This window comes from Devosia sp. YR412 (assembly GCF_900110945.1).
Classification (GTDB): domain Bacteria; phylum Pseudomonadota; class Alphaproteobacteria; order Rhizobiales; family Devosiaceae; genus Devosia.
Genome location: NZ_FOFL01000002.1, coordinates 254,977 through 278,401 on the forward strand (window position 1 = coordinate 254,977; position 23,425 = coordinate 278,401).

Genomic DNA, 23,425 nt, shown 5'->3' on the forward strand with positions numbered 1-23,425 from the left:
TGCTATTTCCCGACGCGCGCGAACCACTCGTCTTCGGTGATCACCTCGACGCCCAGCGCCTCGGCTGACTTGAGCTTGGAGCCGGCGCCCGGACCGGCGATCAATATATCGGTCTTGGCCGATACCGAGCCCGCCACCTTGGCGCCCAGCCGCTCGGCCATAGCCTTGGCCTCGGATCGTGACATTTTTTCGAGGGAGCCGGTGAAGACCACGGTTTTCCCGGCGACGACGCTGTCGGCCGAAACATTGACCACATAGGGCTTGGGATGGACCTGTTCGAGCAGACGGTCCAGCACATCGTCATTGCGCTCATTGCCGAAGAAATCGACCAGCGCCTCGATCACCGTGCCGCCGATGCCGTCAACCGAAGGGAAGACCGACTTGGGATCTTCGGCCGCTGCGGTTTCCTTGCCGACGCGGATCAGCTCTTCCATGGTCGAAAAAGTGCGGGCCAAGGTCGCCGCCGTGGTCTCGCCGATATGGCGGATGCCCAATGCAAAGATGAAGCGGTCGAGCTCGGGCTCGCGCCGCGCGTCGATGGCAGCGAACAGCTTGTCGAGGCCTTCGTAATTGCGATCCTCGACACTACGCACGTTTTTCCGCGCCTTGCCGGAGGCCGCCTCGCGGATTTTCGCCTGTTCCTCGCGACGCTCGGCCAAGGCCTTGGTGACGGCCGGGCGACGATCCCTAAGGGTGAAAATATCGGCGGCGGTTTTGACCAAGCCGGCATTGAAGAACAGGTCGATATTCTCGGCGCCCAGGCCCTCGATATCCAGCGCGCCGCGCGACACGAAATGGCGCAGGCCTTCCACCGCCTGGGCCGGGCAGATCAGCTCGCCAGTGCAGCGGCGACGGCTGTCTTCCTTGCCGGTCTTTTCATTGATCTCGCGCGTCGCCGGCGACTTGCAGATCGGGCACTCATGCGGAAACTCATAAGGCATGGCATCGGCAGGGCGCTTCTCCAGAACCACGCGGACGATCTGTGGAATGACATCCCCTGCCCGCTGGATCACCACCGTATCGCCGATGCGAATATCGATCGCCTCGTCACCGCGGATCGGCAGGCCGTTGCTGTCTATCCCCTTGATATAGTCCTCATTGTGCAGCGTCACATTTTCCACGACCACGCCGCCAACGGTGACCGGTTCCAGCCGCGCCACCGGCGCCAGCGTGCCGGTGCGGCCGACTTGGATGTCGATCTTCCTGACCACGGTCATGGCCTGTTCGGCGGGGAATTTATGCGCCACGGCCCAGCGCGGTTCACCGGTGACAAAGCCCCAGCGGCGCTGCAATTCGAGCTGGTCGACCTTGTAGACCACCCCGTCGATGTCATAGCCGAGCGACGAGCGCAGTTCCTCGATCTTGTGATATTGCGCGATCAGCTCCTCGACTGATTTCGCCCGCGACATCAGCGGGCTGACGGCAAAGCCCCAGTCCTTGAACTTCTGCACGGCCTCGTACTGCGTCGGCGCCGGGTCTGCCGTGGTGGCGCCCCAGGCATAGGCGAAGAATTTGAGGTTTCGGCTGGCGGTAACCGACGCATCCTTCTGGCGCAGCGAGCCGGCGGCCGTGTTGCGCGGATTGACATAATCCTGACCGCCGGCGGCGGCCGAACGGGCCTTTAGCGCCTGGAATTCGGCATAGGTCATATAGACCTCGCCGCGGATTTCGATGCTTTCCGGCCAGCCGGAACCCTTCAGCTTGTGTGGGATATCGGCAATGGTCCTGAGATTGGCGGTGATGTCCTCGCCGACGGCGCCATCGCCGCGCGTCGCGCCGCGCACGAAGACGCCATTCTCGTAGAGCAGCGATGCGGACAGTCCGTCGATCTTGGGCTCGGCAGTGAAGGCGATCTCCAGCCCCTCGTCCTTCTGGAAGAAGCGCTTGCCGCGCTCGAGGAAGTCGACCACGTCTTCATCGGTATAGGCCTTGGCCAGGCTCAGCATCGGCACGGCATGGCGGATCTTGGCAAAGCCTTCCGCCGGTGGCGCGCCGACGGAATTATTGGGACTATCCACCCGCACCAGTGCCGGAAATGCCTCTTCGATCGCATCATTGCGGCGGCGCATCGCATCATAGTCGGCGTCGGTCAGTGCCGGCGCATCCTTCTGGTGATAGGCGATATCGGCTGCGGCGATGGCTTCGGCCAGGCGGGCCAGCTCGGCCTCGGCCTCGGCTTCGGTCAGGTCATCAACGGGTTTGTTGGCGAGGTCGGTCATGCGGATCACTCAATTCTGCTTAGCATAACTACCCCAAGGGGCAGCCCGGCTGAAGCCCCAATGCCCCCTTCCCACATAACGCTCTGGCAGTTTGCCCCCCGAACCAACCAATTAACTTCGGAACAAGAAGCAAAGTATAAATATGGGCTGATGAGAGAAAGGCACCTATTTTTGGTTCTAAAGTGACAGAAATCTCCAAATATTAACTATTCATTAATAATTTAGACAAACGCGGTTGGATTGTGCAATGATGACTAGTCAGCGTCGGCTGGCTGTCAGGAAATATATGCGTAACCCAATCGCCGCGCGTGCCTTTGACGATCTCGTTCAGCCCGTGCCTTTTGGAATACAGATCAACGCCAAAACCTCAAGAAACAGTTCGTGGCGCAAGGTGCTGCTAACTGTATTGATGACAATCTCCATCGCACCGCAGGCGCAGGCGCAAAGTCTTGAATCCTTCGGTGTGCTCGGCGGCTCGACGGTGACCAATATTGGCCCCACCGTGATCAATGGAAATGTCGGCGTCAGCCCGGGCTCCGCCATCACCGGCTTTCCGCCGGGCCTGGTCAATGCGCCCTACACCATCTATCGCACCGACGCGGTAGCGCAGCAGGCGCAAAGCGATTTGACCACGGCCTATAACGTTCTGGCCTCGCGCCCCACCACGGCCGACCTGACCGGCGTCGATCTTGGCGGGCAGACGCTCTTGGGCGGTGTCTACAATTTCAACGGCGGCGCCCAATTGACCGGCACGGTGACGCTGGATGGCGGCGGCAATCCCAATGCCGTGTTCATCTTCAACATCGGCAGCACGCTGACCACGGCCGCTGCCTCGAGCGTCGCCCTGATCAATGGCGCGCGGGCCGGCAATGTGTTCTTCCGCGTCGGCAGTTCGGCGACGCTGGGCGCAACGACGGCATTTCAGGGCCAGATACTGGCGCTGACCAGCATCACCCTCATTACCGGCGCCACCGTCAACTGCGGCGCCCTGCTCGCCCGCAATGGCGCCGTCGCGCTCGACAACAATGTCATCAACATCTGCCCGCTAGCGACCGATACTGTGGCCAGCGCGCTGCGTGGTGGCGGCAGCGGCACGGCAAGCCGTGCCTTTACCGCACGCGCGTTCGGCGTGGCTACGGCGATCGACGATTACCGCGCCCGGACCGGCAACCTGCCGTTCTCTTTTGCGCTGCTGTCTGTCCTCTCGCCTGCAGAGCTTGACCTGGCCTTGCGCCAACTGTCCGGCGAGGTCGGCTCGGCGGTCGCGCCGGCCGCCATGCAGTCGACCAATTCCTTCCTCAACGCCGTGCTGGGCGATCGCAGCGGCTTCAGCACTGCGCCCCAAGGCGTCGCCAGCCTGCCGCCAGGGTCTGGCGGTCGCCGCGATGCGCCCTTTGGCCAACCGGGTTCGCCTAGTGCGGGTGACCGCGGCAGCGTCACCGCGCTGAGCTATTTCCCGCAGGCGGCCCGCGCGCCATCGGCCCTCGATGCCTTCGACAGCCTGCCGCAGACCCCGGCGCCCCGCTCGAACTGGACCATCTGGGCCGGTGGCTATGGCGGCTATAGCGACACCACGGGCAATGCCGGCCAGGGCAGCTCCAGCCGCATGGTGCGCGATGCCGGCTTCATCGCCGGCGTGGATTTCCACCTCGATGACAACAGCAGCTTTGGCGTGGCTGGCGCCGTCGGCGGCACCGGCTTTAGCCTCTCGGACGGCCTGTCGAGCGGACGCAGCCAGGATTTCCAGGCGGCGGTCTTCGGCAGCACCCAGTTCGAGGCGGCCTATCTGCGCGGCGCCCTGTCCTATGGCTATCGCGCCATGTCGACCACCCGTGCCGTGACCCTGGCCGGCTTCGACCAATATGCCGCCAGCTTCGGCACCCACACAGTCGCTGCAGAACTGGAAGCCGGCTATAACCTGGGCCTTCTCACCCCCTATGCCGCCGTCCGGGCGCAGAATTTTTCCGCCCCCGCCTATGCCGAGACCACGCAGGCCGGTTCGTCGATCTTCGCGCTGAACTACGATGCCCAGACGGCCACGGCCCTGCGCGTCGAGATCGGCACCCGGATCGGCTGGACCACCGACCTCGGTGACGACAAGCAGCTGCGGCTCCAGTCGAGCATCGCCTGGGCGCATGACTTCGTCTCGGGACCGGCGCCAACCGCCTCGTTCCAGGCCCTGCCCGGCTCGCGCTTCAGCCTTGCCGGTGCGGAAGGGTCAGCGGATTCCCTGCTGCTGTCGGCCGGCGCCGAACTGCTGTTCGACAATGGCCTGTCGCTGGCCGCCTCGGTGGACAGTGCCTTCGCCCAGAACTCGCAAAGCTATGCCGGCAAGCTCAAGCTCGGCCTCAGCTTTTGACAGTGCGCGCGAGCCTGAGGGCGACGCTGGCGATCTTGGCCATGACCATGGCCGCCGCGTCGCCGCCCGCACACGCGGTCGACAATGTGGCGTTTGATCAGGCCACGGCCGGCACCATCGTGGTGCTTACAAAGGAGCGGCAGCTTTATCTGGTGCTCGCTGGCGGCCGGGCCCTGCGCTACAGCGTCGGTGTCGGCAAATTGGCCCGGCAATGGACCGGCACTGCCAGCATTGCCGACATGTATGTGCTGCCCAACTGGATCCCGCCTGCTGCGGTGCGGCACGACAATCCCAACCTGCCGGCCATGGTGGCTGGCGGCGCGGCCAACAATCCGCTCGGTGCGGCGGCCATGACCCTGTCGGGCGGCGACTATGCCATTCACGGCACTAATACGCCCGCCTCGATCGGCGGCTTCGTATCCTATGGCTGCATACGCATGACCAATGCCGATATCATCGACCTCTATGCCCGCGTCATGCCGGGCACGCCGGTGATCGTGGTCAACTAGCTGACTTCGCTCAGCAGCTTGCTGGCGGCCGCTCGCGCCTCGTCGGTGACCTTGGCCCCGGCGAGCATGCGGGCGACTTCCTCTTGCCGCGCGGCCACGTCGAGCGGCTTCACATGCGTGCGCATGAAAGCGCCTTCCTTCACCGCTTGCTTTTCGATCAGCAGGTGGCGCTGGGCGCGGGCGGCAACCTGGGGAGCATGGGTGACGGCCAGCACCTGGACCTTGCCGGCCAGCCGCGCCAAACGACGGCCGATGGCATCTGCCACGGCTCCACCAACGCCAGTGTCGATTTCGTCAAAGATCAGCACCGGCGCCGAGCCGCGATCGGCCAGCACAACCTTGAGGGCGAGCAGGAACCGGCTGAGCTCGCCGCCCGATGCCACCTTGAGCAGTGGACCAGCGGCGGTGCCCGGATTGGTCTGCACGTGGAACTGGATCTGGTCGAAGCCGGAGGCGGCAATGCGATGCTTGTCGATCTGGTGATCGACAATGAATTTGGCCGAACCGAGCTTCAGATCAGGCAATTCGGCGCCGACTGCCTTCCCGAGCAGCGCGGCGGATTTGGCGCGGCCCGCGCTCAGCGTCTCAGCCGTCTTGCGATAGGCCGCCATGGCCTTGGCCTCGGCCTCCACCAGCGTCACGAGACGGGTCTCGCCACCCTGCAGCATGTCGAGATCGGCGCTATACTTGGCGAGCACCTCGGCGAGACCATCGCAGGTGGTCTGGTGCTTGCGGGCCGCGGCGCGTAGGGCGAACAGGCGCTCCTCGACGGCTTCCAGCTCCGATGGGTCATAGGCCATTTCGCGCTTCAGCTCTTCGAGCGCCTCGCTGGTGCGGTCCAGTGCGACAAGCGATGCATCGAGCGTATCGACAATCGGCTGGAACAGCGTCGACCCACCGTCGATCTTGCGCATCAAGCGGCGCATCAGGCTGGAGAGGGCCGGCGCAGGCGCCGAAGCGCCATTGAGCATGTCGTCGATTTCGGTGACGTCTGAGGCTGAGCGCTCGACCTGCTGCAGATGCTGGCGGCGTTCAGCCAGTTCCTCCTCTTCGCCGATGACCGGCTTGAGCTTGCCCAATTCCTCGACAGTGTGGCGGGCATAGTCCTCGGCGGCCAGGGCCTGCGCCACCAGCGCCTTTTGCGCGGCAACCGCCTCCTGCGCATCGCTCAGCGCCTCCCAAGCGTCACGGACCTTGTCGACGTGCTTTTCCAGCTCGCCAAACGCGTCGAGCGCGGCGCGATGCGTGGCGGAATCAACCAGCGCGCGGTCGTCATGCTGGCCGTGAATTTCGACGATCTGCCCGCCGACTTTTTGCAGCAACGCCGCCGACACCGGCTGGTCGTTGATGAAGGCGCGGGTGCGGCCATCGGCAAACTGCACGCGGCGCAGGATTACGTCCTCGTCATCGGGAATCGCATTGTCGCGCAGCGCGGCGCGGGCCGGATGATCCTTGGCCAGCTGCAGCACGGCAACCACCTGGCCGCTCTCCTGCCCGCTGCGCACCAGCGACGCGTCGCCCCTGCCCCCCAGCGCCAGGGTCAGCGCGTCGAGCAGGATGGATTTGCCGGCGCCGGTCTCGCCGGTGAGCACGGTCATGCCGCCATCCAGCGCCAGATCGAGCTGGTCGATCAGAACGATGTTGCGAACCGAAAGCGCGTTCAGCATGCGCATATTCCCAAACTGCGTACCGCCAGAAGCGGAGACTGCGCCCGTCTTACCATTACCGCGTCATTTCCGCGAAAGCGGGATTCGCCTTACGCACAGGAGCTGTCGCACAAACGAACCGGGGCGCATTGTAGCGCCCCGGAACAAACTAGCAACAGCTTAGTTGGAAAGCCTACTTCTTGAGGCCCGCCATCCAGCTACCGCTGTTGACGGTCGGGGCCAGGCCCTGCTTGCCAAGGAGGTCGAAAGCTTCCTTGTACCAGGTGCTGGCCGGATAGTTGTGGCCGAGAACGGCGGTGGCCGTGCTGGCTTCATTGGTCAGGCCAAGCGACAGGTAGGCTTCGGTCAGGCGATAGAGGGCTTCCTCAATATGGGTAGAGGTCTGCCAGGTCTCGACGACGACGCGGAAGCGGTTGATGGCGGCGGTATACTGGCCCTGGCCGAGATAGTAGCGGCCAACCGACATTTCCTTGCCGGCCAGCTGGTCATAGGCCACCAGCAGCTTTTCCTTGGCGTCGGTCGCATATTCCGACTTCGGATAGGTCGAGATCACCAGATTGTAGGTGTCGATCGCATCGGCCGACAGCTGCTGGTCGCGGGTGATGTCTTTGATCTGGGCAAAATAGGAATTGCCCTTGAGGTACAGCACGTAAGCGGCGTCCTTGCCATTGGGATAGAGCGCCATGAAGCGGTCGGCGGCGAGGATTGCCTCCGGCAGCTTGCCGCTGCGGTAATTGGCATAGACCTGCATCAGCTTGGACTTTTCGACCATCGGATCGCGCGGATGCTGGCGATCGAGCTGCTCGAGCGACTTGATGGCAGTGGCAAAATACTGCCGGTCCATATCGTCCAACGCGCGCTGATAGAGGGAAGCCGCCGGGATAACCGGCTCTTCCTTGGCCTTGGGCGGGCCGAACATGCTGCAGCCAGCCAGAACGGCGGCAAACAGGGCAACGGAGAGGAACCGGGCTGTCCGGCTGGTGAAACCACCAATAGCGTCAACTGTCACGAAATGCCCCGTCCTATACGAAACTGCCTGCAGGCGGCGTAGTTAGCAATTGGATCAAAACTGTGGCGCAGCGCGCCATCCTGATCAGGACCGGCCGACCGACCGCAGGTAATGATTGACCGCCAGGCCGTCGGGCTGATCTTCAAAAGCCTCGAATTCGAGCGGCAGGTCTTCGGCACCAACTATTTCATAATTGGCTTCGCTGGAGAAGAGACCGGTCAGGACATGGGCATTGAGCGCATGGCCGCCCTTGTAGGAGCGAAAGCGGCCCCAGATGGGAAGACCACCGAGCGACAGATCGCCGATCGCATCGAGCAGCTTGTGGCGCACGAATTCGTCTTCGTAACGCAGCCCGTCGGGATTGAGGATGCGATCCTCATGCACGGTGATGGAATTGTCGAGGCTGGAGCCAAGCGCATAACCGGCCTGGCGCAGGATCTTGGCATCGCGGACGAAGCCAAAGGTGCGGGCGCGCGACACATCTTCGTAATAGCGGCGCGGCGTCCAGTCGAAGATCATGCGCTGGCGGCCGATGACCTTGCTGTCGAAGTCGATCTCGAGATCGAGCGCGCGTCCGTTATAGGGCTCGAGCGCGGCAAAGGCATCGTTGTTGCGCACGGTGACGGCGCGCAGTACCTTGAGGAACTTGCGCTGGGCCGGCTGGATATCGAGGCCGACGGAGAGGATCGCATCGGCGAAGGGCCGCGAGCTGCCGTCGAGAATGGGGCATTCGCCGCCATCTAGCTTGATCACCGCATTATCGACGCCCATGCCCGAGAGGGCCGAGGTCACATGCTCGATGGTCGCGACACTGACGCTGTCGCCCAGATCAAGAGTGGTGCAGAGCGTGGTGCGTGTGACGCGCGAATAATGCACCGGGACCGGATCGGTGGTGGTGCCGTCGCCGCGTTCGCGGCAGATGGTGACGCCGCTGTCGGGCGCACCGGGAAGGATCGTCAGGGTGACCGGCTGGCCGCTATGAACGCCATAGCCGGCAAAGCTGATCGCGGCAGCAAGGGTACGCTGACGCGTGGACAGTTTGTGCATACTCGAATAACTCCGACCCCGAGCCCCAGAACGCCCAGGATTGTGTTAGCCAAAAAAAACTCGGTGCGAAAGTCGCACCGAGCAATCTTCTCTGAAATTACGCTTAAGACGTTAACCGTGTTTGCGCAGGAAAGCCGGAATTTCGAGGCTATCCTTCTGCGGTGCCGGTGCCGGCTGGCGGCCCTGGGCATCGAGATTGCCGCGGGCACCATCGACTGCTGGTGCAGTACGCGAACCCCTTGCAGGACCTGCTTCAATTGCGCTGCGGGCAGCGGCATCATCGGCAGCCGAGTAGCTGGTTTCGTCACGCGCAACCGGGGCCTGCTGGCCGAGGTTGAGGCCAACATTGGACGCCAATTTCTTGAACAGGGCACGCGCATTACGCGGCTCGGCTTCATGACGTTCCTGCGGCTCCTGTGACCGCCTCGCAACAACTGGCAGCTCCTCGGTGCGCGGCATGCGGCGCTGACCCTCGGGGCGAGCGGCGTGGGACGGCACATAGACGCTCGGAACCGGCGAATCATCCATCGCGACCGGCTCATCGGTCTCGTGCATGGTTTCGGCAGCAGGAATGTAGGGCTCGACGAACACGCCATCGTCTTCGCGGGCATCATAGGCCTGCGGCTGCGACGGGGCATGGGTAGCCATGTTGAAGGCCTGGACCAGGGCCGCTTCGACGTCATGGTCGAAATTCTGTGCAGCCGGAGCCGGCATTGGTGCCGGAGCAGCAGCAGGCGTAGCAAGCGCAGCGCGCTCGATCTGGGCGCGGGTCGGTTCAACCGGCACGTGACGACGCACTTCCAGCGGGGTGCGCGAAGCATGCGGCTTGGCCGGCTCTAAAGCCTGCACCATGGTCGCATCGGTGCCGGTGGCCACAACCGAAACGCGCAGCGTGCCGGTGAGGCTCGGATCGTAGGTGGCGCCGAGGATGATATTGCAATCGGGATCGACTTCTTCGCGGATGCGGGAAGCGGCTTCATCGACTTCATAGAGCGTCAGGTCAGGACCGCCGGTGATAGAGATCAGCAGGCCGCGGGCGCCATGCATCGAAACGTCGTCGAGCAGCGGATTGGCAATCGCAGCTTCGGCGGCGTGGCGGGCACGATCTTCGCCGGAGGCTTCGCCGGTACCCATCATCGCCTTGCCCATGCCGCGCATCACGGCGCGCACGTCGGCGAAGTCGAGGTTGATGAGGCCTTCCTTGACCATCAGGTCGGTGATGCAGGCGACGCCGGAGAACAGCACCTGGTCGGCCATCGCAAACGCGTCGGCAAAGGTGGTCTTTTCGTTGGCGACACGGAACAGGTTCTGGTTCGGGATGACGATCAGCGTATCGACATGGCGATGCAGCTCGTCGATGCCATCTTCGGCCAGACGGGCACGGCGATTGCCTTCAAAGTTGAACGGCTTGGTGACGACACCAACAGTCAGAATGCCCTGCTCGCGCGCCGCACGCGCAATCACGGGCGCCGCGCCGGTACCGGTGCCACCGCCCATGCCGGCGGTGATGAACACCATATGCGAGCCGGAGAGGTGATCATTGATCTCGTCCCAGCTCTCTTCGGCCGCCGCACGGCCGACTTCGGGGTGCGATCCGGCGCCGAGGCCTTCGGTGACATTGACACCGAGCTGGATGATGCGCTGCGCCTTGCTGAGGGCCAGGGCCTGCGCGTCGGTATTGGCGACGACGAAGTCGACCCCATCGAGACCGGACTCGATCATGTTGTTGACGGCGTTACCGCCAGCGCCACCGCAACCGAATACGGTAATGCGAGGCTTCAGTTCCTGAATATCCGGGATGGTGAGGTTGATGGTCATGAATGGCCTCATAGTGGCGTGGTTGGTAAAGATTTACCCCGCCAAACGTTAACCGCTCCCTAACAATTGTCTCACTGGTGTTAACGTGATCGCAATTTGCGACACGTGACGGTTACGCATTCAGCTTTGGGTAACCATGAATTTGGCCCTTGCTGTCGAAGCGCGCATCCGCCGTCCGTCGTGACAGCGAGCAAATGAGGAGAAAACACCGTGACGAGCATCATGCCCTGCTTGTGGTTCGACGATCGCATCGATGACGCGATAAATTTTTACACCGAGACCTTTCCCGATGCGAAAGTGCACCAGCAGGTTCGGCATGCGCCGGACCGGCCGGCCTTCACCGCGGTGATCGAACTGGCGGGGCAGAAATTCTTCCTGCTCAATGGCAGCGGATCGACACCCAGCCAACATCCCTTCTCCTGGGCCGTCAGCTTCATGATCGAATGTGCCGACCAGGCCGAGGTCGATCACTATTGGAACGGCTTCGTCGACAACGGCGGCAAGCCGAGCCAATGCGGCTGGTGCGAGGATCGTTTCGGGCTGAGCTGGCAGGTGGTGCCCAGGCAAATCTATTCGACGGTTATGGGCCCGGACAAAGCCGGATCGCAACGCGCCACCGAAGCCATGCTCAAGATGGGCAAGCTGATCGTCGCCGATCTCGAGAAGGCCTATGCGGGTGTCTAAGTAAGGTGAGCCGGCCGAAGCCAGCTCACCCATTCCAGGACAATCAGGCAGCAGCCCCGGCTGCACGCGCGATTGTGGTGTGGTCAACCGGTTCGGCCGGCGCGGCACGACGGCCAGCGCGCATGGTGTTGGCCCACCAGACCAGATCGTCGAGCATCAGGCCGGCGGCGGTTTCGAGATAGGGATAATCGGCCAGAGTATTGCCCTGCATCAGGATGCCCATGAATTCATGGGCATTGATATGCACGTTGAACTTGAGCGACGCGACCTGCAACTCGGCGAGGATCAGCCGCAGCTGTTCGACCGCACGGGCGCCACCGACGCCTCCATAGCCGAGGAAACTGGCCGGCTTCCGATTGAACTCGACATAGGCATAGTCCAGCGCATTCTTGAGCACCGCGGTGACGCTGTGATTGTATTCGGCGGTGAGGAAAATGTAGCCGTCGAGCTCGGCCATCTTCCGGCCCCAGGCCAAGGCAGCGGGATTGGCGGGCGGCACCATTGCGGGCGAGCGCGTCTCTTCAAAGAAAGGCATGGGATAGTCGCGCAGATCGACCAGTTCGAACTGGGCATCGCCGCGCCGGTTGGCGATGTCGATCAGCCATTTGGCGGGGGTATCGGCAAAGCGCCCCTCGCGGGTGCTGCCGATGATGATGCCGATGCGTGGAGTGGTCATGAAAGCGTCCTCTGCTGTGATGCAGGGGAAATGCGCTTTGCCGGGAAGCCTCTCAAGGAGGCACCAAATGGTGCGGGACGAACAGATTTGTTCGGCGCTATTCGCCGCGCGCGTCGAACTCGCGGCGGGATTCGGCTATCCCCTCCGCTTCGGCATTGGCCCAATGGTGCAAGGCCGTCAACGGCCCCTGCAGCGAGCGTGCACGCTCGGTGAGCTCGTAGTCGACGCGTGGCGGCACAACAGGCGTAACGCGTCGTATGACCATGCCATCTCGCTCCATAGTCCGCAGCGTCAGGGTGAGCATGCGCTGCGAAATGCCCCGGATTTCCTCCGCCAGTTCGGAAAAGCGCTTGGGCCCGCCGTTAAGTGTGCCGAACACCGCCAGCGGCCACTTGCCGCCGAACTGCGACAAGATATCTGCCGTGGGCTGGCAATGCTCCGGCAGGTGGGTGGCGACGTCCTTGAAGATATGCTTGTTCATGTGGTCAAGATAGGCGCCCTGATCCACATGAACAATGGCGACGCTAACGTCGGTGGGCGATCGCCTTGCCGCTGACGAGGCGCGGATTGGCAATCGCCAGTCCCGCCCCGGCCACCAGAGCGTCTTCCACGAGCCCCGTGGCTGTCTGGCCATAGCGCCGCATCCCAGCCTTGCGCAGGCGCAGGCCGAAATAGGACGAAACCAGCGCCGTGCCGACGGCGACAGCGGCGCCCAAGGCACGCTGGTTGCGCGGCGCCAGGGCGGCGCCGGCATAGGCCGAGGTGATGCTGCGGACGAGAAGCCCGATCGGCACGGTGCGATCCGGCGCCGTCTTCATCTTGTCGCCGCCCATTTCGGCCGCCGCCAAGGCAACCGTGCCGGCCGAAATGACCGGATTGAGCAGCAGCTTCTGGAAGGGCAGCACGGCGGGAATTTCACCGCGCTGCGTGGCAATGGCCACGGAGGCCAGCGGGGACAGGCCGCGTTGGCCAGCAACCAGACCGATCAGGATAGAACGAAGCATGAGGCGATCTCCGGGGGCTCGATACCTCTCGGTAACGGCGCTCCCGGCAAATCGATCCTAAAAGCTGGTGCGCAGCCAGTTGCCGACGCGGTGGAAGTAGCCGTCGGTGCCGGTGAGTTTGCGGCTGCCGCGCGGCTCCTGGTATTCCTGCGAGCAGACCTGCGGATAGATCAGCATGCCGGCGACGGTGGCAAAGGCGGCGCCCTTGGCCATTTCGGGCAGGCCCGCAATGCCCATCGGGCGACCGGTGCGGACGTTACGGGCCAGGGTCCGGCGCGCCACCTCGGGCAGGCCGGTCATTTCGCTGGCGCCGCCGGTCAAGACGAAGCGGCGGCCGCAGACATCCATCATGCCGGTGGCCTGCATGCGGTCGCGGATGGCGGTGAGGATTTCTTCGATGCGCGGTCGCATGATGCGGGTCAGCACCGAACGGGCGACCTGCCCCGGCGCTTCGTCATGCGACGCCCCGACGGGCTGGATGGCAATCAGGTCGCGCTCGTCGGCCTGTCCCGGCAGCACCGAGCCGTAGAAGGTCTTCAGCCGCTCAGCATCGGCCACGCTGACCGAGAGCTGGCGGGCGATATCGAGAGTCAGGTGATGGCCGCCAATGGCGATGGCATCGGCGTAGACCAGATGGCCATCGTTGAAGACGGACACCGTAGTGGTGGCGCCACCGAAGTCGATGCAAGCAACGCCGAGCTGGGATTCGTCATCGACCAGCGTGGCAAGGCCCGAAGCATAGGGCGTGGCAATCAGCGCCTCGATCTGCAGGTGGCAGCGATGCAGCACCAGTTCAAGATTGCGCATGGCCAGGGTTTCCGAGCTGACCACGGCGACATCGACGCCGAGCTTGTCGCCGACCATGCCCTTGGGATCGCGGATGCCCTTCTGCCCGTCAATGGCATAGCCGATCGGCAGCGCATGGATGATCGAGCGTTCCGGCCGCACCGATCGCTCGTTGACGGCGCGCAGCACGCGATGCAGGTCGGTCTTTTCGACCTCCTGGCCATCCAGCGACACGGCTGCCGAGAAAGTCTCCGAGCCCAGCCGGCCGGCGGTGACATTGACGATCACCGATTCCAGCGTCAGTCCGGCGGCACGCTCGGCCATACCCACAACCGAGCGAATGGCATGTTCGGCTTTTTCGATATCGGTGACGACGCCCGACTTCACGCCCGCCGAAGGGCCATAGCCGAAACCGATCACCTCGGCCTGGTGCGAACGGCCCTTGAGCGCCCTGCCCTCGGCCCGGGGCGTCAGCCGCGCGATGACGCAGCAGATCTTGGTCGAACCGATATCGAGCACCGCCACCAGCGTGGTCTTGCCGGGCTGGACGGGGCGGAGCCGGGAGGTCATGGCATCGGTCATCATTGCGGGGCAATCGCGGTGGCTGGAGTTTCGGAGGGCGGCGGTTCGGAAAAGGTCTGCGACGGCAGCGTGCGCGGCGGCATGGGATAGGGCTGGCCCGACTTGGCGCGCTCGATGATCGCCTGCTTGCGCTCCTCTTCGTCGGCGGCGATCTCTTCTTCAGTCTTGGTCGGCCGCACCGCGACCAGATTGGCAACGCGCAGGTCGATGACGGTGAGGTCGCGGTCGAGCAGCTGATACTGCGCCTGATAATTTTCGAGATGGCTCAGCGCCCGCGCAACGCCCAGCTCGGGCAACTGCACGCGCAGGCCGGTATCATAGATCAGGTCCCAGCGGCGGTCGGCGATGCGCGACAGCGCCATCAAGCCGTCCTTGAGGCCGGGATATTGGTCGAGCGCCCGGATCATCACCATGGCATCGTCATTGGCGCCATCGCCGACGACCAGCGGCAGCTCGCCATAGGCGCCACGATCCTCGCCGATCTGCTCGCCCGCGCCATCGACCACGAAGGTAATGCCATCGACACGCCAGCGGGCGACCGGGGTCTTTTCGGTGATGTTGACGATCACGTCGCCCGGATAGGTTTTGCGCACGCTGACCGTTTCCACCGCCGGCAGTTCGGCAATGCGCTGGCGGGCGGCTTCGACATCGAAGGAGACAGTGGAAGTATGCGGTTCGACGCCCAGCGCGTCAAAAATCGCCTGCTCGCCGGTCAGCGTCTGGCCGGTGATAGAAATTTCGCCAATGGCAAAGCCGGCATCGGCAAAGCGGCCCTGCGCCACTTCACCCAGGATACCGGCACCAAAGACAATGGGTTCACGCAATTGATAGACGGCGGTCGCCGCGGCCAGCAGGGCCGCAATGGCTACGCCCCTCGTAATGCCCTTGCGGTGCAGCACCCAGGCACGGCCGAAGTTGTTGCGGATCTTGCGCTGCGGCGTACGGACAGGAACAGGCAATGCACGCGGATCGACGATCCGAGCGCCAGCGAGAAAGGCCTCGCTTTTTACCTGTTGCAACTCGCGTCCTCCACCATCCAGGAGACCAAATCTTCGAACGAATGGCCGGCATGCAGCGCTTGTTCTGGCGCGAGCGAGGTGGGGGTCATGCCTGGCTGGGTGTTGATTTCCAGACAGACAAGCTCACCGTCTGGTCCTGCCGCGTCATTGTAACGGAAGTCAGTTCGGGTGATGCCTCGGCAGCCAAGCGCAGCATGGGCCTTGAGACTCATCTTCTGTACTTTGTCGTAAATTTTCGGTGAAATTTGCGCCGGAACCACGTGATGTGATCCGCCATGCGAATATTTCGCCTCGTAATTGTAGAAGGCGAGGTCGGTGATGATCTCGGTCACCGGCAAAGCGACATCACCCATCACGGCGCAAGTCAGCTCGCGCCCGGGAATATAGCGCTCGACCATCAGCTCCTCGCCGCCCTTCCAGTCCTCGCCGAGGATTTCCTGCGGCGGATGGGTCTGGTCGGCCTTGACGATCATGATGCCAAAGCTCGAGCCATCGGCGACGGGCTTGACCACATAGGGCGCCGGCATGACATGGGCGCGACCCACTTCGGCCCTGCTGGCGATGACATGGTCGGTCACCGGCACGCCGGCCGCCTTGAGCATGATCTTGGCCTGGTGCTTGTCCATGGCCAGCGCCGAGGCCAGCACGCCCGAATGGGTATAGGGAATGCGCAGGAACTCCAGCACGCCCTGGATCGTGCCGTCTTCGCCGAAGCGGCCATGCAGCGCGTTGAAGGCCACGTCTGGCGCCAGTTCGCGCAGCACTTCGGCAATGTCATAGCCGACATCGACTTCGGTGACGCGATAGCCGGCGTTGCGCAGGGCTTCGGCACAACCCGCGCCGGAGCTCAGCGAGACCGGACGCTCATTGGACAGCCCGCCCATCAGGACGGCGACGTGCTTGCTCATGACGCTGCCGCCTCTTTGCCGATCAGCGCACCGAGTTCAGCCGGCAGGGCCGCCGCCCATTGGGTGATATTACCGGCGCCGAGGCAGACGACATAATCGCCCTCGGCGGCACGGCTGGCGATCAGCGGGGCCAAAGCTTCGGGCCGGTCGATGACGCGCGCGTCGCGATGGCCGCGGGCGCGGATGCGGTTGACCAGTTCTTCATGCGTGACGCCGGGGATCGGCTGTTCGCCGGCAGCATAGACCGGGGCGACGATCACCGTATCGGCATCGTTGAAGCAGGCGGCGAAATCGTCGAACAGGTCGTTGAGGCGCGAATAGCGATGCGGCTGCACCACGGCGATGACGTCCCGCTTGGTGGACGAGCGCGCGGCCTTGAGCACGGCGGCGATTTCTACCGGGTGATGGCCGTAGTCGTCGATGACGGTAATGCCGCCGACCACGCCGGTCTTGGTGAAGCGGCGCTTGACGCCAGTGAAGCCCTTGAGGCCCTTGCGGATCGCTTCGGCCGGGACATGCAACTGGTCGGCTACGGCAATGGCCGCCGTGGCATTGAGCGCATTGTGCACGCCCGGCATCGGCAGTTCGAGCCCGTCGATGCGCAGCTGGGTCTGACGGATGCGGTCGCGGATTTCGACGGCGAAATGGCTGACGCCATCAATGGTTTCGAGATCGACCAGCCGCACATCGGCCTGCGGATTGCGGCCATAGGTGATGACGCGGCGATCCTTGATCTGGCCGACCAGTGCCTGGACTTCCGGATGGTCGAGGCACATCACGGCAAAGCCATAGAAGGGGACGTTTTCGACGAACTGGTGAAAGGCCTTTTTGACGCCTTCGAAGTCACCATAGTGATCGAGATGCTCGGGATCGATATTGGTGACGATGGCCACATCGGCCGGCAGCTTGATGAAGGTGCCGTCGCTTTCGTCGGCCTCGACCACCATCCATTCGCCGGCGCCGAGGCGCGCATTGGTGCCATAGGCATTGATGATGCCGCCATTGATGACGGTCGGATCGAGATTACCGGCATCGAGCAGGGTCGCGACCAGCGTGGTCGTCGTGGTCTTGCCATGCGTACCGCCAATGGCGATAGCGGTCTTGAAGCGCATGATTTCGGCCAGCATTTCAGCGCGCCGCACCACCGGGAGCGCCCGCGCCCGGGCGGCGACCAGCTCAGGATTGTCCTTCTTGATCGCCGAGGAAATCACCACGACTTCGGCCAGGCCGAGATTGTCGCCACTCTGGCCGATCTCGACCTTGATGCCCATGTCGCGCAGGCGCTGCACATTGGGGTTGAGCGAAGCATCGGAGCCCTGCACGGTATAGCCCTGGTTGTGCAGGATTTCGGCAATGCCGCTCATGCCGATGCCGCCAATGCCGATGAAGTGCACGGGCCCGATATTGCGGGGCATTTTCATGGGCGAGTATCCACTTCGAGGTTCTTGCCGGAGAGCATTTCGGCCATGTCGGCCAGCTTCTCGACGGCGCGCGGCTGGCCCAGAGAGCGGGCGGCAGCAGCAGCTGTGATGAGGGTTGAGGGGTCTGTTAACAGGCTTGTGAGGCGAGTGCCTAGTGATTGCGGCGAGAGAGTGGCCTGTTCGGCCACCCAGCCGGCGCCAGCATTTTCCATCACGAGGGCATTGTTCTTCTGATCGGCATCCAGCGCACCGGGCAACGGCACGAGAATGGCGGGACGGCCCAGCACGGTCAGCTCGGCAATGGTCGAGGCGCCGGAGCGACCGATCACTAGATGGCTGCGCGCCATGCGCTCCGGCAGGTCGGTGAAGAAGGCGGCCAGTTCCACATTGACCTTGGCCTGGCGATAGACCTCGGCGACACGGTCGAGATCATCGGCGCGGCACTGCTGCACCACCTGCACCCGCTGCCGCAGAGCATCGGGCAGGCTGGCGATGGCGGCAGGGACGATATCCGACAAAGCTTTGGCGCCCTGGCTGCCGCCAAAGATCACGAGGCGAATGGGGCTGAGTTCATGCAACTCCGGATAGGGCGTCGTGGCGACGGCCCGCGCGCGATCCCGCACCGGATTGCCGGTGATGACCTTTTCAAGGCTCAGCCGGTCGGCAAACTTGGTCTCGCCAAAGCTCATGGCCAGCAGATCCGCGAAGCGCCCAAGCGCGCGATTGGCCCGGCCCATCACCGCATTTTGCTCATGCAGGATGCCCGGAATGCCGAGCAGGTTGGCTGCCATAAAGGGCGGAAAGGTCGGATAGCCGCCAAAGCCGATGACGCAATCCGGCTTGGACTGGCGCAGCTTGCCGAAGGCGACACCGATGCCGCGCAGAATCTTCACGCCCCCGGTGACGAACTTGACCGGGTTGCGCAGCGACGGGGTGGCCGAGGGCACGATATGCACCTGGCTGGCCGGGAAATCGCCGCCATAGCTTTCGACACGGTGATCGGTCATCAGCTCGACCCGGTGGCCGCGCCGCGTCAACTCCTGCGCCAGCGCCATGGCCGGGAAGAGATGTCCGCCCGTGCCGCCTGCCATCAACATGAACTTTTTCATTCAGCCGGCACCAAAGGCGCGACCGCGCTCCGGTAGGTGGGAATACCGGTGGCCATGCGCTCTTCCGGCTTGGTGCGGGTAAAGGCCAGCATCAGCCCCATGCCAAAGGCCACGGCGATCATCGACGTGCCGCCATAGGAGACGAACGGCAGCGTCATGCCCTTGGGCGGAATGAGATTGAGGTTCACGGCCAGATTGATCCCCGCCTGCATGGCGAACTGGATGGCCAGAGTGGAAGCCGCCAGGCGCGCGAACAGGCTGGTCTGCCTTTGTGCTCCCATCATGGCGCGAATGACGATGAAGGCGATCAGCGTGACGAGCACGAGGCAGAACAGGATGCCGAATTCGCCGGCCGCGGCCGAGAACACATAGTCGGCATGGGCGTCGGGGATGAGCTTTTTGGCGATCGATTCACCCGGACCGCGACCGAACCAGCCGCCCTCGAGCAGCGACTGCAGCGCGCGGTCGATCTGGTAGGTATTGCCGCCGCCCTCGGGGTTGAGGAAGGTGTCGATACGGCGCGACACATGCGGGAAGAACATATACGCGCCAAACAGCAGCGCGCCCGCCGCCCCGGCCATGCCGAAGATGAAAAACCATGAAATACCGGACAGGAACAGCAGTACGGCCCATGTCGCAGTGACCAGCGCCGTCTGCCCGATATCTGGCTGTAGCAGCAAGCCGCCGACAATGGCCATCATGATCAGCGTGGCGAGGATCTTGCCGGGCACATTCTTGTGAATCATCGATTCCGAGAACAGCCAGGCGCCGAGCACGGCAAAGGCGGGCTTGACGAATTCCGACGGCTGGATCGACTGGCCGGCAAAGGAAATCCAGCGCTTGGCGCCCTTGACCTCGGTGCCGAAGCGCAGCGTCGCCCACAAGAGCAATACGCTAACCACCAGCGTCACCAGTGTGGCCAGTCGCGCCTGGCGGTGGTTGAACAACGAAGTCACCAGCATCACCGGCAGCGCAACGGCACAGAACATGGCGTGGCGGATGACGAAGAACCATTCGCTGAGCCCGATACGCTCGGCCACTGGCGGGCTGGCGGCAAAGCTCAGCACCATGCCGCAGGTCATCAAAAGGATCAGCGCGCCGAGCAGTTCCCGGTCAATCGACCACCACCACTCCGCCAGAGGCGTTTTTTCGGCACGGGAGAACATCATGGGGAACAGCCGGAACTCGATACAAACTAGCTGCAATTGTAGCAGCCTGTTGGTTACCGATTTGCCAACCGGCGTTGCGTTTTGCGACTCGCCAAACGACAAAGCACGCGGATCGACAAATCCGCGCGCTTGCTATGCCCCCGCGTGAGGGCGATGGTGATTAGGGCTTACTGCAGGATGGCGATATCGCTGATCGAGCCATCGACGCCTTCGATGGCGCCCCAGGCCTCGGCCGCACCGGTTTCGAGATTGACCGTGTGCAGCGTGTTGTCGATGACGAGATAAGCCGTATTGGTCAGGTCTTCGCTGGCCGAGATATCGAAGCCATAGGCCGAACCGCCCTCGACGCCGAGCTTGCCGATAGCCTTCAGCACGCCGTCATTGGGCGGCGCCTGCTGGATCAGCGCCACAATGGTAGCGTCGATATCATACATGGCGGTCGCTTCGGGCTTGCCAATGGAGTTGGTATAGGCGACGGCGACGATGGCCGGGGTCTCGCCGGCATGCATGTCGGCGGCATCATAGGCCAGCGAACCATCGACGGTGACCGAACCATCATCGACATTGGCGCGGTGATTGGTGCCATCGGCACCGACGATGCGCAGGCGATCGGCCATCGGGTTGAAGTCGACGCTTGCGCCTTCATAGCTGGCAAGCTTTTCCGACAGTGTCGACTTGACGGTGGCAGCACCAGTGGTGGCGTCGATGGTCACGACTTCACCCGCCAGCGACACGCCATAGAGTAGCTTGTCGGCGGGACGTACGTCGATGCCGGCTAGGCCATCGACGCCGGTCACCTCAACGGTGCCGCTGACGGCACGGGTTTCGGTGTCGAAAGTCACCAGGGTCTTGCCACCGACCAGCCCGACGACAGGAGCAGCAAAGGCAGCGCCTGCACCCAGCAAAAGGGTGGAGGTGATCAGGCCGGCACGCAGGACGAAAAGGGAAGTTGCAGTCATGGGACGTCTCCTCGAATGGAGCGCTTTTGCGCTGGTTACGAGGGGGTTACCCGCGGGGTGAGGCGTTTGGATGCAGCAAGCTAAAATAATTCTCGCTGCATCCAAATGGCCGCAGCCGCGGGTAGTCGACAGCAGGAGTGTTTGCATCCATGTTGCGCCTTATGTCCGATCCGCACGACGCCGAACTGCTGTTGCCCCGTATCGCCAAAGGCGAGCGAAGCGCATTGGCGGGACTGTTCCAGGTGGAATCCGGTCGCCTCGTCGCCGTGGCCCAGCGCATCCTGCGCCGCCGCGACCTGGCCGAGGAAGCCGTGCAGGAAGTTTTCGTCGCCGTCTGGCATCGCGCGGGCCAGTTCGATCCTTTGCGTGGGTCTGCCCGCGGCTGGCTGACCACCATGACGCGCAACCGCGCCATCAACATGCTGCGCGATGGCAGCCGCATGGACTATCACGACAGCACCACGCTGGCCGACATGGGCGATCGCGCCGTGGACGCGCAAGAGGCCTTCGATGCCCTCGCGGAACGCGATGCGCTGCGCATCTGCCTCGAACAATTGGATGAACCTCGGCGCCGCGCCGTGCTGCTGTGCTATGTCACCGGCCTCAGCCATGGCGAGGCGGCGGCGACCATGCAGGCGCCGCTCGGCACCATCAAGGCCTGGATCCGCCGCAGCGTCGTGTCCCTGCAGGAGTGCCTGTCATGATGCCCGAACAGACCGAGCAAGTTGGCCTTTATGTGCTGGGCACAATGGAGGACGCAGATCGCGCTGACTTCGGGCGGGCCATGCGGGCAGATCCCGCGCTGCAAGCTGCGGTCGATCGGCTGGCGGCGCATCTGCAGCACCTCGATGACACCGCCGCTCCGGCACCGGTCAATTCAGCGCTATGGCAAACCATCGAGAGCAAGCTCGATGGCGCATCAGCATCGGAAAACGTGGTTGCGTTCCCGACCCACAGACGGGCCTTGCCGCAATGGTATGGCATTGCCGCCAGTGCAGTCATCGCCTTGGGCATCGGCTATCTGGCCGGCAGCATGACCACGACCGCGCCGCGCGAGCCCCTGATGATCGCCGTGCTGCTCAATGAGGGCGACGCCCAGCCCGGCGCCATCGTCGAAGCCTTTGCCGACGACAGCATCCGCCTGGTGCCGCTGGAAGATTTCGCCGTGCCGGAAGGCCGTATCCTGCAGGTCTGGACGCTGCCAGACGCCGGCACCGGCCCGGTATCCCTCGGCACTTTCAGCGATCCGCACACGATCAACCTGACCGGCCCGGAACTGCCCGAGCCCGCCAGCGGCCAGCTCTACGAGATCACCCTCGAACCGGCCCCCGGCTCCCCGACCGGACGGCCGACCGGTCCGATCCTGGTCAAGGGCTTTGCCCGTCCGCCGGTTTAGCGCAGCTTCAGGCTGCTCAACCCGATCAGCGCCAGCACGAAGCTGATGATCCAGAACCGGATCACCACCTGGCTTTCGGTCCAGCCGAGGTGCTCGAAATGGTGATGGATCGGCGCCATGCGGAACACCCGCTTGCCGGTCAGCTTGAATGAGGCGACCTGAACGATCACCGAGACAGCTTCGAGCACGAAAAGGCCACCGATGATGGCGAGAACCAGCTCATGCTTGACCGCGACTGCGATGGTGCCGAGCGCGCCGCCAAGGGCCAGCGAGCCGGTATCGCCCATGAAAATTTGCGCCGGAGGGGCGTTGAACCACAGGAAGCCAAGGCCAGCGCCGATAAGCGCGCCGCAAACCACCGAGAGTTCGGCCGTTCCCGGTACCGCATTGAGCAGCAGATACTCAGAGAAATTGGCGCTACCGACCAGATAGGCGATCAGCGCGAAACAGGCCGCGGCAACCATCACTGGCACAATGGCCAAGCCATCGAGACCGTCGGTGAGGTTCACCGAATTGCCGGCTGCAACCACGACGAAGCCGCCGAACAGAATGTAGAAATAGCCCAGGTTCAGCGCCAGATCCTTGACGAACGGAAACAGCAGCGAGGTCCCGTAGGAGCCTTGGGCGAGCTGCGAAATAAAGAAGGCCGCGATGCAGCCGATCAGCGCTTCGAGCATCAGGCGCTGCCGCCCGCCGAAGCCGGCATGGCTCATCCGCTTGACCTTGAGATAGTCGTCGTAAAAGCCGATGGCGCCGAAGCCGATGGTGACGAACAGCACAACCCAGACATAGCCATTGGAAAGATTGGCCCAGAGCAGCGTCGAAATCACCGCGCCCGACAGGATCATCAGCCCGCCCATGGTGGGCGTGCCCTTCTTGGTGAGCAGGTGTCCGGCTGGACCATCTTCGCGGATCGGCTGGCCCCTGCCCTGCTTGAGGCGCAGCAGCGCGATCATGCCGGGGCCGAACAAGAAGACGAAGAACAGCGCGGTGACGACGGCGCCGGCCGTGCGAAAGGTGATGTAGCGGAAAACGTTGAAGGCCGTGAGGGCATCACCCAGCTGACCAAGGAAATACAACATGA

The 23,425-nt window shown here is 63.4% G+C and carries 21 protein-coding genes; 5 read left to right on the plus strand and 16 right to left on the minus strand.

What is annotated here, in order from left to right:
• Nucleotides 1-2 precede the first annotated feature (2 nt).
• Nucleotides 3-2,219, minus strand: a complete 2,217-nt coding sequence (ligA, locus tag BM045_RS07525) for an NAD-dependent DNA ligase LigA (RefSeq protein ID WP_092181679.1) — start codon at nt 2,217-2,219, stop codon at nt 3-5.
• A 409-nt stretch (nt 2,220-2,628) separates the two neighbouring features.
• Between ligA and BM045_RS07530 the strand changes: the two genes are divergently transcribed.
• Together BM045_RS07530 and BM045_RS07535 are read left to right on the plus strand one after the other, a co-directional pair.
• Complete coding sequence (locus BM045_RS07530) at nt 2,629-4,578, plus strand: ice-binding family protein (protein ID WP_092181682.1); 1,950 nt, start codon at nt 2,629-2,631, stop codon at nt 4,576-4,578.
• Nucleotides 4,579-4,625: 47 nt separating this feature from the next.
• Nucleotides 4,626-5,087 carry a L,D-transpeptidase gene (locus BM045_RS07535; RefSeq protein ID WP_244522959.1) on the plus strand — a complete coding sequence of 154 codons (462 nt, stop codon included), beginning with the start codon at nt 4,626-4,628 and terminating at the stop codon, nt 5,085-5,087.
• Here BM045_RS07535 and recN read toward each other — a convergent pair.
• From recN to ftsZ, 4 genes are all read right to left on the minus strand, one after another.
• The gene (gene recN / locus BM045_RS07540; protein WP_092183127.1) at nt 5,084-6,754 is read right to left on the minus strand and encodes a DNA repair protein RecN; all 1,671 of its coding nucleotides are present in this window, start codon (nt 6,752-6,754) and stop codon (nt 5,084-5,086) included. The two genes, BM045_RS07535 and recN, sit on opposite strands and share 4 nt — an antisense overlap.
• A gap of 172 nt (nt 6,755-6,926) precedes the next feature.
• Nucleotides 6,927-7,763, minus strand: a complete 837-nt coding sequence (locus tag BM045_RS07545) for an outer membrane protein assembly factor BamD (RefSeq protein ID WP_244522922.1) — start codon at nt 7,761-7,763, stop codon at nt 6,927-6,929.
• Nucleotides 7,764-7,847: 84 nt separating this feature from the next.
• Nucleotides 7,848-8,810 carry a UDP-3-O-acyl-N-acetylglucosamine deacetylase gene (gene lpxC / locus BM045_RS07550; RefSeq protein WP_092181684.1) on the minus strand — a complete coding sequence of 321 codons (963 nt, stop codon included), beginning with the start codon at nt 8,808-8,810 and terminating at the stop codon, nt 7,848-7,850.
• Between the two features lie 111 nt (nt 8,811-8,921).
• Nucleotides 8,922-10,628, minus strand: coding sequence for a cell division protein FtsZ (gene ftsZ, locus BM045_RS07555; RefSeq protein ID WP_092181687.1), 1,707 nt, complete (start codon nt 10,626-10,628; stop codon nt 8,922-8,924).
• A 210-nt stretch (nt 10,629-10,838) separates the two neighbouring features.
• Between ftsZ and BM045_RS07560 the strand changes: the two genes are divergently transcribed.
• Complete coding sequence (locus BM045_RS07560; RefSeq protein ID WP_092181690.1) at nt 10,839-11,312, plus strand: VOC family protein; 474 nt, start codon at nt 10,839-10,841, stop codon at nt 11,310-11,312.
• Between the two features lie 43 nt (nt 11,313-11,355).
• Here BM045_RS07560 and BM045_RS07565 read toward each other — a convergent pair whose 3' ends face one another.
• From BM045_RS07565 to BM045_RS07610, 10 genes are all read right to left on the minus strand, one after another.
• Nucleotides 11,356-11,988, minus strand: coding sequence for an NADPH-dependent FMN reductase (locus BM045_RS07565; protein WP_092181693.1), 633 nt, complete (start codon nt 11,986-11,988; stop codon nt 11,356-11,358).
• 97 nt (nt 11,989-12,085) lie between these two features.
• Nucleotides 12,086-12,469 (minus strand): winged helix-turn-helix transcriptional regulator, encoded by a 384-nt coding sequence (locus BM045_RS07570; protein WP_092181696.1) that lies wholly within the window; start codon nt 12,467-12,469, stop codon nt 12,086-12,088.
• A 43-nt stretch (nt 12,470-12,512) separates the two neighbouring features.
• Nucleotides 12,513-12,992: a DUF4126 domain-containing protein gene (locus BM045_RS07575; protein ID WP_092181699.1), complete on the minus strand. Its 480-nt coding sequence runs from the start codon at nt 12,990-12,992 to the stop codon at nt 12,513-12,515.
• 57 nt (nt 12,993-13,049) lie between these two features.
• Complete coding sequence (gene ftsA, locus BM045_RS07580) at nt 13,050-14,348, minus strand: cell division protein FtsA (RefSeq protein ID WP_244522923.1); 1,299 nt, start codon at nt 14,346-14,348, stop codon at nt 13,050-13,052.
• An 11-nt stretch (nt 14,349-14,359) separates the two neighbouring features.
• Entirely contained in the window at nt 14,360-15,379 is a 1,020-nt protein-coding gene (locus BM045_RS07585; RefSeq protein ID WP_092181705.1) for a cell division protein FtsQ/DivIB, read from the minus strand.
• Complete coding sequence (locus BM045_RS07590) at nt 15,367-16,287, minus strand: D-alanine--D-alanine ligase (RefSeq protein WP_092181708.1); 921 nt, start codon at nt 16,285-16,287, stop codon at nt 15,367-15,369. Before BM045_RS07590 ends, BM045_RS07585 begins: the two co-directional genes overlap by 13 nt.
• Nucleotides 16,284-17,708, minus strand: a complete 1,425-nt coding sequence (gene murC / locus BM045_RS07595) for a UDP-N-acetylmuramate--L-alanine ligase (protein WP_092181711.1) — start codon at nt 17,706-17,708, stop codon at nt 16,284-16,286. Before murC ends, BM045_RS07590 begins: the two co-directional genes overlap by 4 nt.
• Nucleotides 17,705-18,817 (minus strand): undecaprenyldiphospho-muramoylpentapeptide beta-N-acetylglucosaminyltransferase, encoded by a 1,113-nt coding sequence (gene murG, locus BM045_RS07600; protein ID WP_092181714.1) that lies wholly within the window; start codon nt 18,815-18,817, stop codon nt 17,705-17,707. Before murG ends, murC begins: the two co-directional genes overlap by 4 nt.
• On the minus strand, nt 18,814-19,983 hold the full coding sequence (locus BM045_RS07605) for an FtsW/RodA/SpoVE family cell cycle protein (RefSeq protein ID WP_092183133.1): 1,170 nt from the start codon (nt 19,981-19,983) through the stop codon (nt 18,814-18,816). The genes murG and BM045_RS07605 overlap by 4 nt, the downstream gene beginning before the upstream one ends.
• 170 nt (nt 19,984-20,153) lie before the next feature.
• A complete protein-coding gene (locus BM045_RS07610; RefSeq protein WP_092181717.1) occupies nt 20,154-20,945 on the minus strand; it encodes a DUF4394 domain-containing protein in 792 nt (263 codons plus the stop codon).
• A gap of 149 nt (nt 20,946-21,094) precedes the next feature.
• Between BM045_RS07610 and BM045_RS07615 the strand changes: the two genes are divergently transcribed.
• Nucleotides 21,095-21,649: a sigma-70 family RNA polymerase sigma factor gene (locus BM045_RS07615; protein WP_092181720.1), complete on the plus strand. Its 555-nt coding sequence runs from the start codon at nt 21,095-21,097 to the stop codon at nt 21,647-21,649.
• Complete coding sequence (locus tag BM045_RS07620; protein WP_092181722.1) at nt 21,646-22,341, plus strand: anti-sigma factor; 696 nt, start codon at nt 21,646-21,648, stop codon at nt 22,339-22,341. Before BM045_RS07615 ends, BM045_RS07620 begins: the two co-directional genes overlap by 4 nt.
• On the opposite strand, the gene mraY is transcribed toward BM045_RS07620, so the two are convergent.
• Entirely contained in the window at nt 22,338-23,423 is a 1,086-nt protein-coding gene (gene mraY / locus BM045_RS07625; protein ID WP_092181725.1) for a phospho-N-acetylmuramoyl-pentapeptide-transferase, read from the minus strand. The genes BM045_RS07620 and mraY overlap by 4 nt on opposite strands.
• Between the last annotated feature and the right edge of the window lie 2 nt (nt 23,424-23,425).

Coding starts and splice junctions, on each gene's coding strand:
- ligA (WP_092181679.1), bottom strand. CDS start 2,219: ATGACCGACCTCGCCAACAAACCCGTTGATGACCTGACCGAAGCCGAG.
- BM045_RS07530 (WP_092181682.1), top strand. CDS start 2,629: ATGACAATCTCCATCGCACCGCAGGCGCAGGCGCAAAGTCTTGAATCC.
- BM045_RS07535 (WP_244522959.1), top strand. CDS start 4,626: ATGGCCGCCGCGTCGCCGCCCGCACACGCGGTCGACAATGTGGCGTTT.
- recN (WP_092183127.1), bottom strand. CDS start 6,754: ATGCTGAACGCGCTTTCGGTTCGCAACATCGTTCTGATCGACCAGCTC.
- lpxC (WP_092181684.1), bottom strand. CDS start 8,810: ATGCACAAACTGTCCACGCGTCAGCGTACCCTTGCTGCCGCGATCAGC.
- ftsZ (WP_092181687.1), bottom strand. CDS start 10,628: ATGACCATCAACCTCACCATCCCGGATATTCAGGAACTGAAGCCTCGC.
- BM045_RS07565 (WP_092181693.1), bottom strand. CDS start 11,988: ATGACCACTCCACGCATCGGCATCATCATCGGCAGCACCCGCGAGGGG.
- BM045_RS07570 (WP_092181696.1), bottom strand. CDS start 12,469: ATGAACAAGCATATCTTCAAGGACGTCGCCACCCACCTGCCGGAGCAT.
- BM045_RS07575 (WP_092181699.1), bottom strand. CDS start 12,992: ATGCTTCGTTCTATCCTGATCGGTCTGGTTGCTGGCCAACGCGGCCTG.
- ftsA (WP_244522923.1), bottom strand. CDS start 14,348: ATGACCTCCCGGCTCCGCCCCGTCCAGCCCGGCAAGACCACGCTGGTG.
- BM045_RS07590 (WP_092181708.1), bottom strand. CDS start 16,287: ATGAGCAAGCACGTCGCCGTCCTGATGGGCGGGCTGTCCAATGAGCGT.
- murC (WP_092181711.1), bottom strand. CDS start 17,708: ATGAAAATGCCCCGCAATATCGGGCCCGTGCACTTCATCGGCATTGGC.
- murG (WP_092181714.1), bottom strand. CDS start 18,817: ATGAAAAAGTTCATGTTGATGGCAGGCGGCACGGGCGGACATCTCTTC.
- BM045_RS07605 (WP_092183133.1), bottom strand. CDS start 19,983: ATGTTCTCCCGTGCCGAAAAAACGCCTCTGGCGGAGTGGTGGTGGTCG.
- BM045_RS07610 (WP_092181717.1), bottom strand. CDS start 20,945: ATGACTGCAACTTCCCTTTTCGTCCTGCGTGCCGGCCTGATCACCTCC.
- BM045_RS07615 (WP_092181720.1), top strand. CDS start 21,095: ATGTTGCGCCTTATGTCCGATCCGCACGACGCCGAACTGCTGTTGCCC.
- BM045_RS07620 (WP_092181722.1), top strand. CDS start 21,646: ATGATGCCCGAACAGACCGAGCAAGTTGGCCTTTATGTGCTGGGCACA.
- mraY (WP_092181725.1), bottom strand. CDS start 23,423: ATGTTGTATTTCCTTGGTCAGCTGGGTGATGCCCTCACGGCCTTCAAC.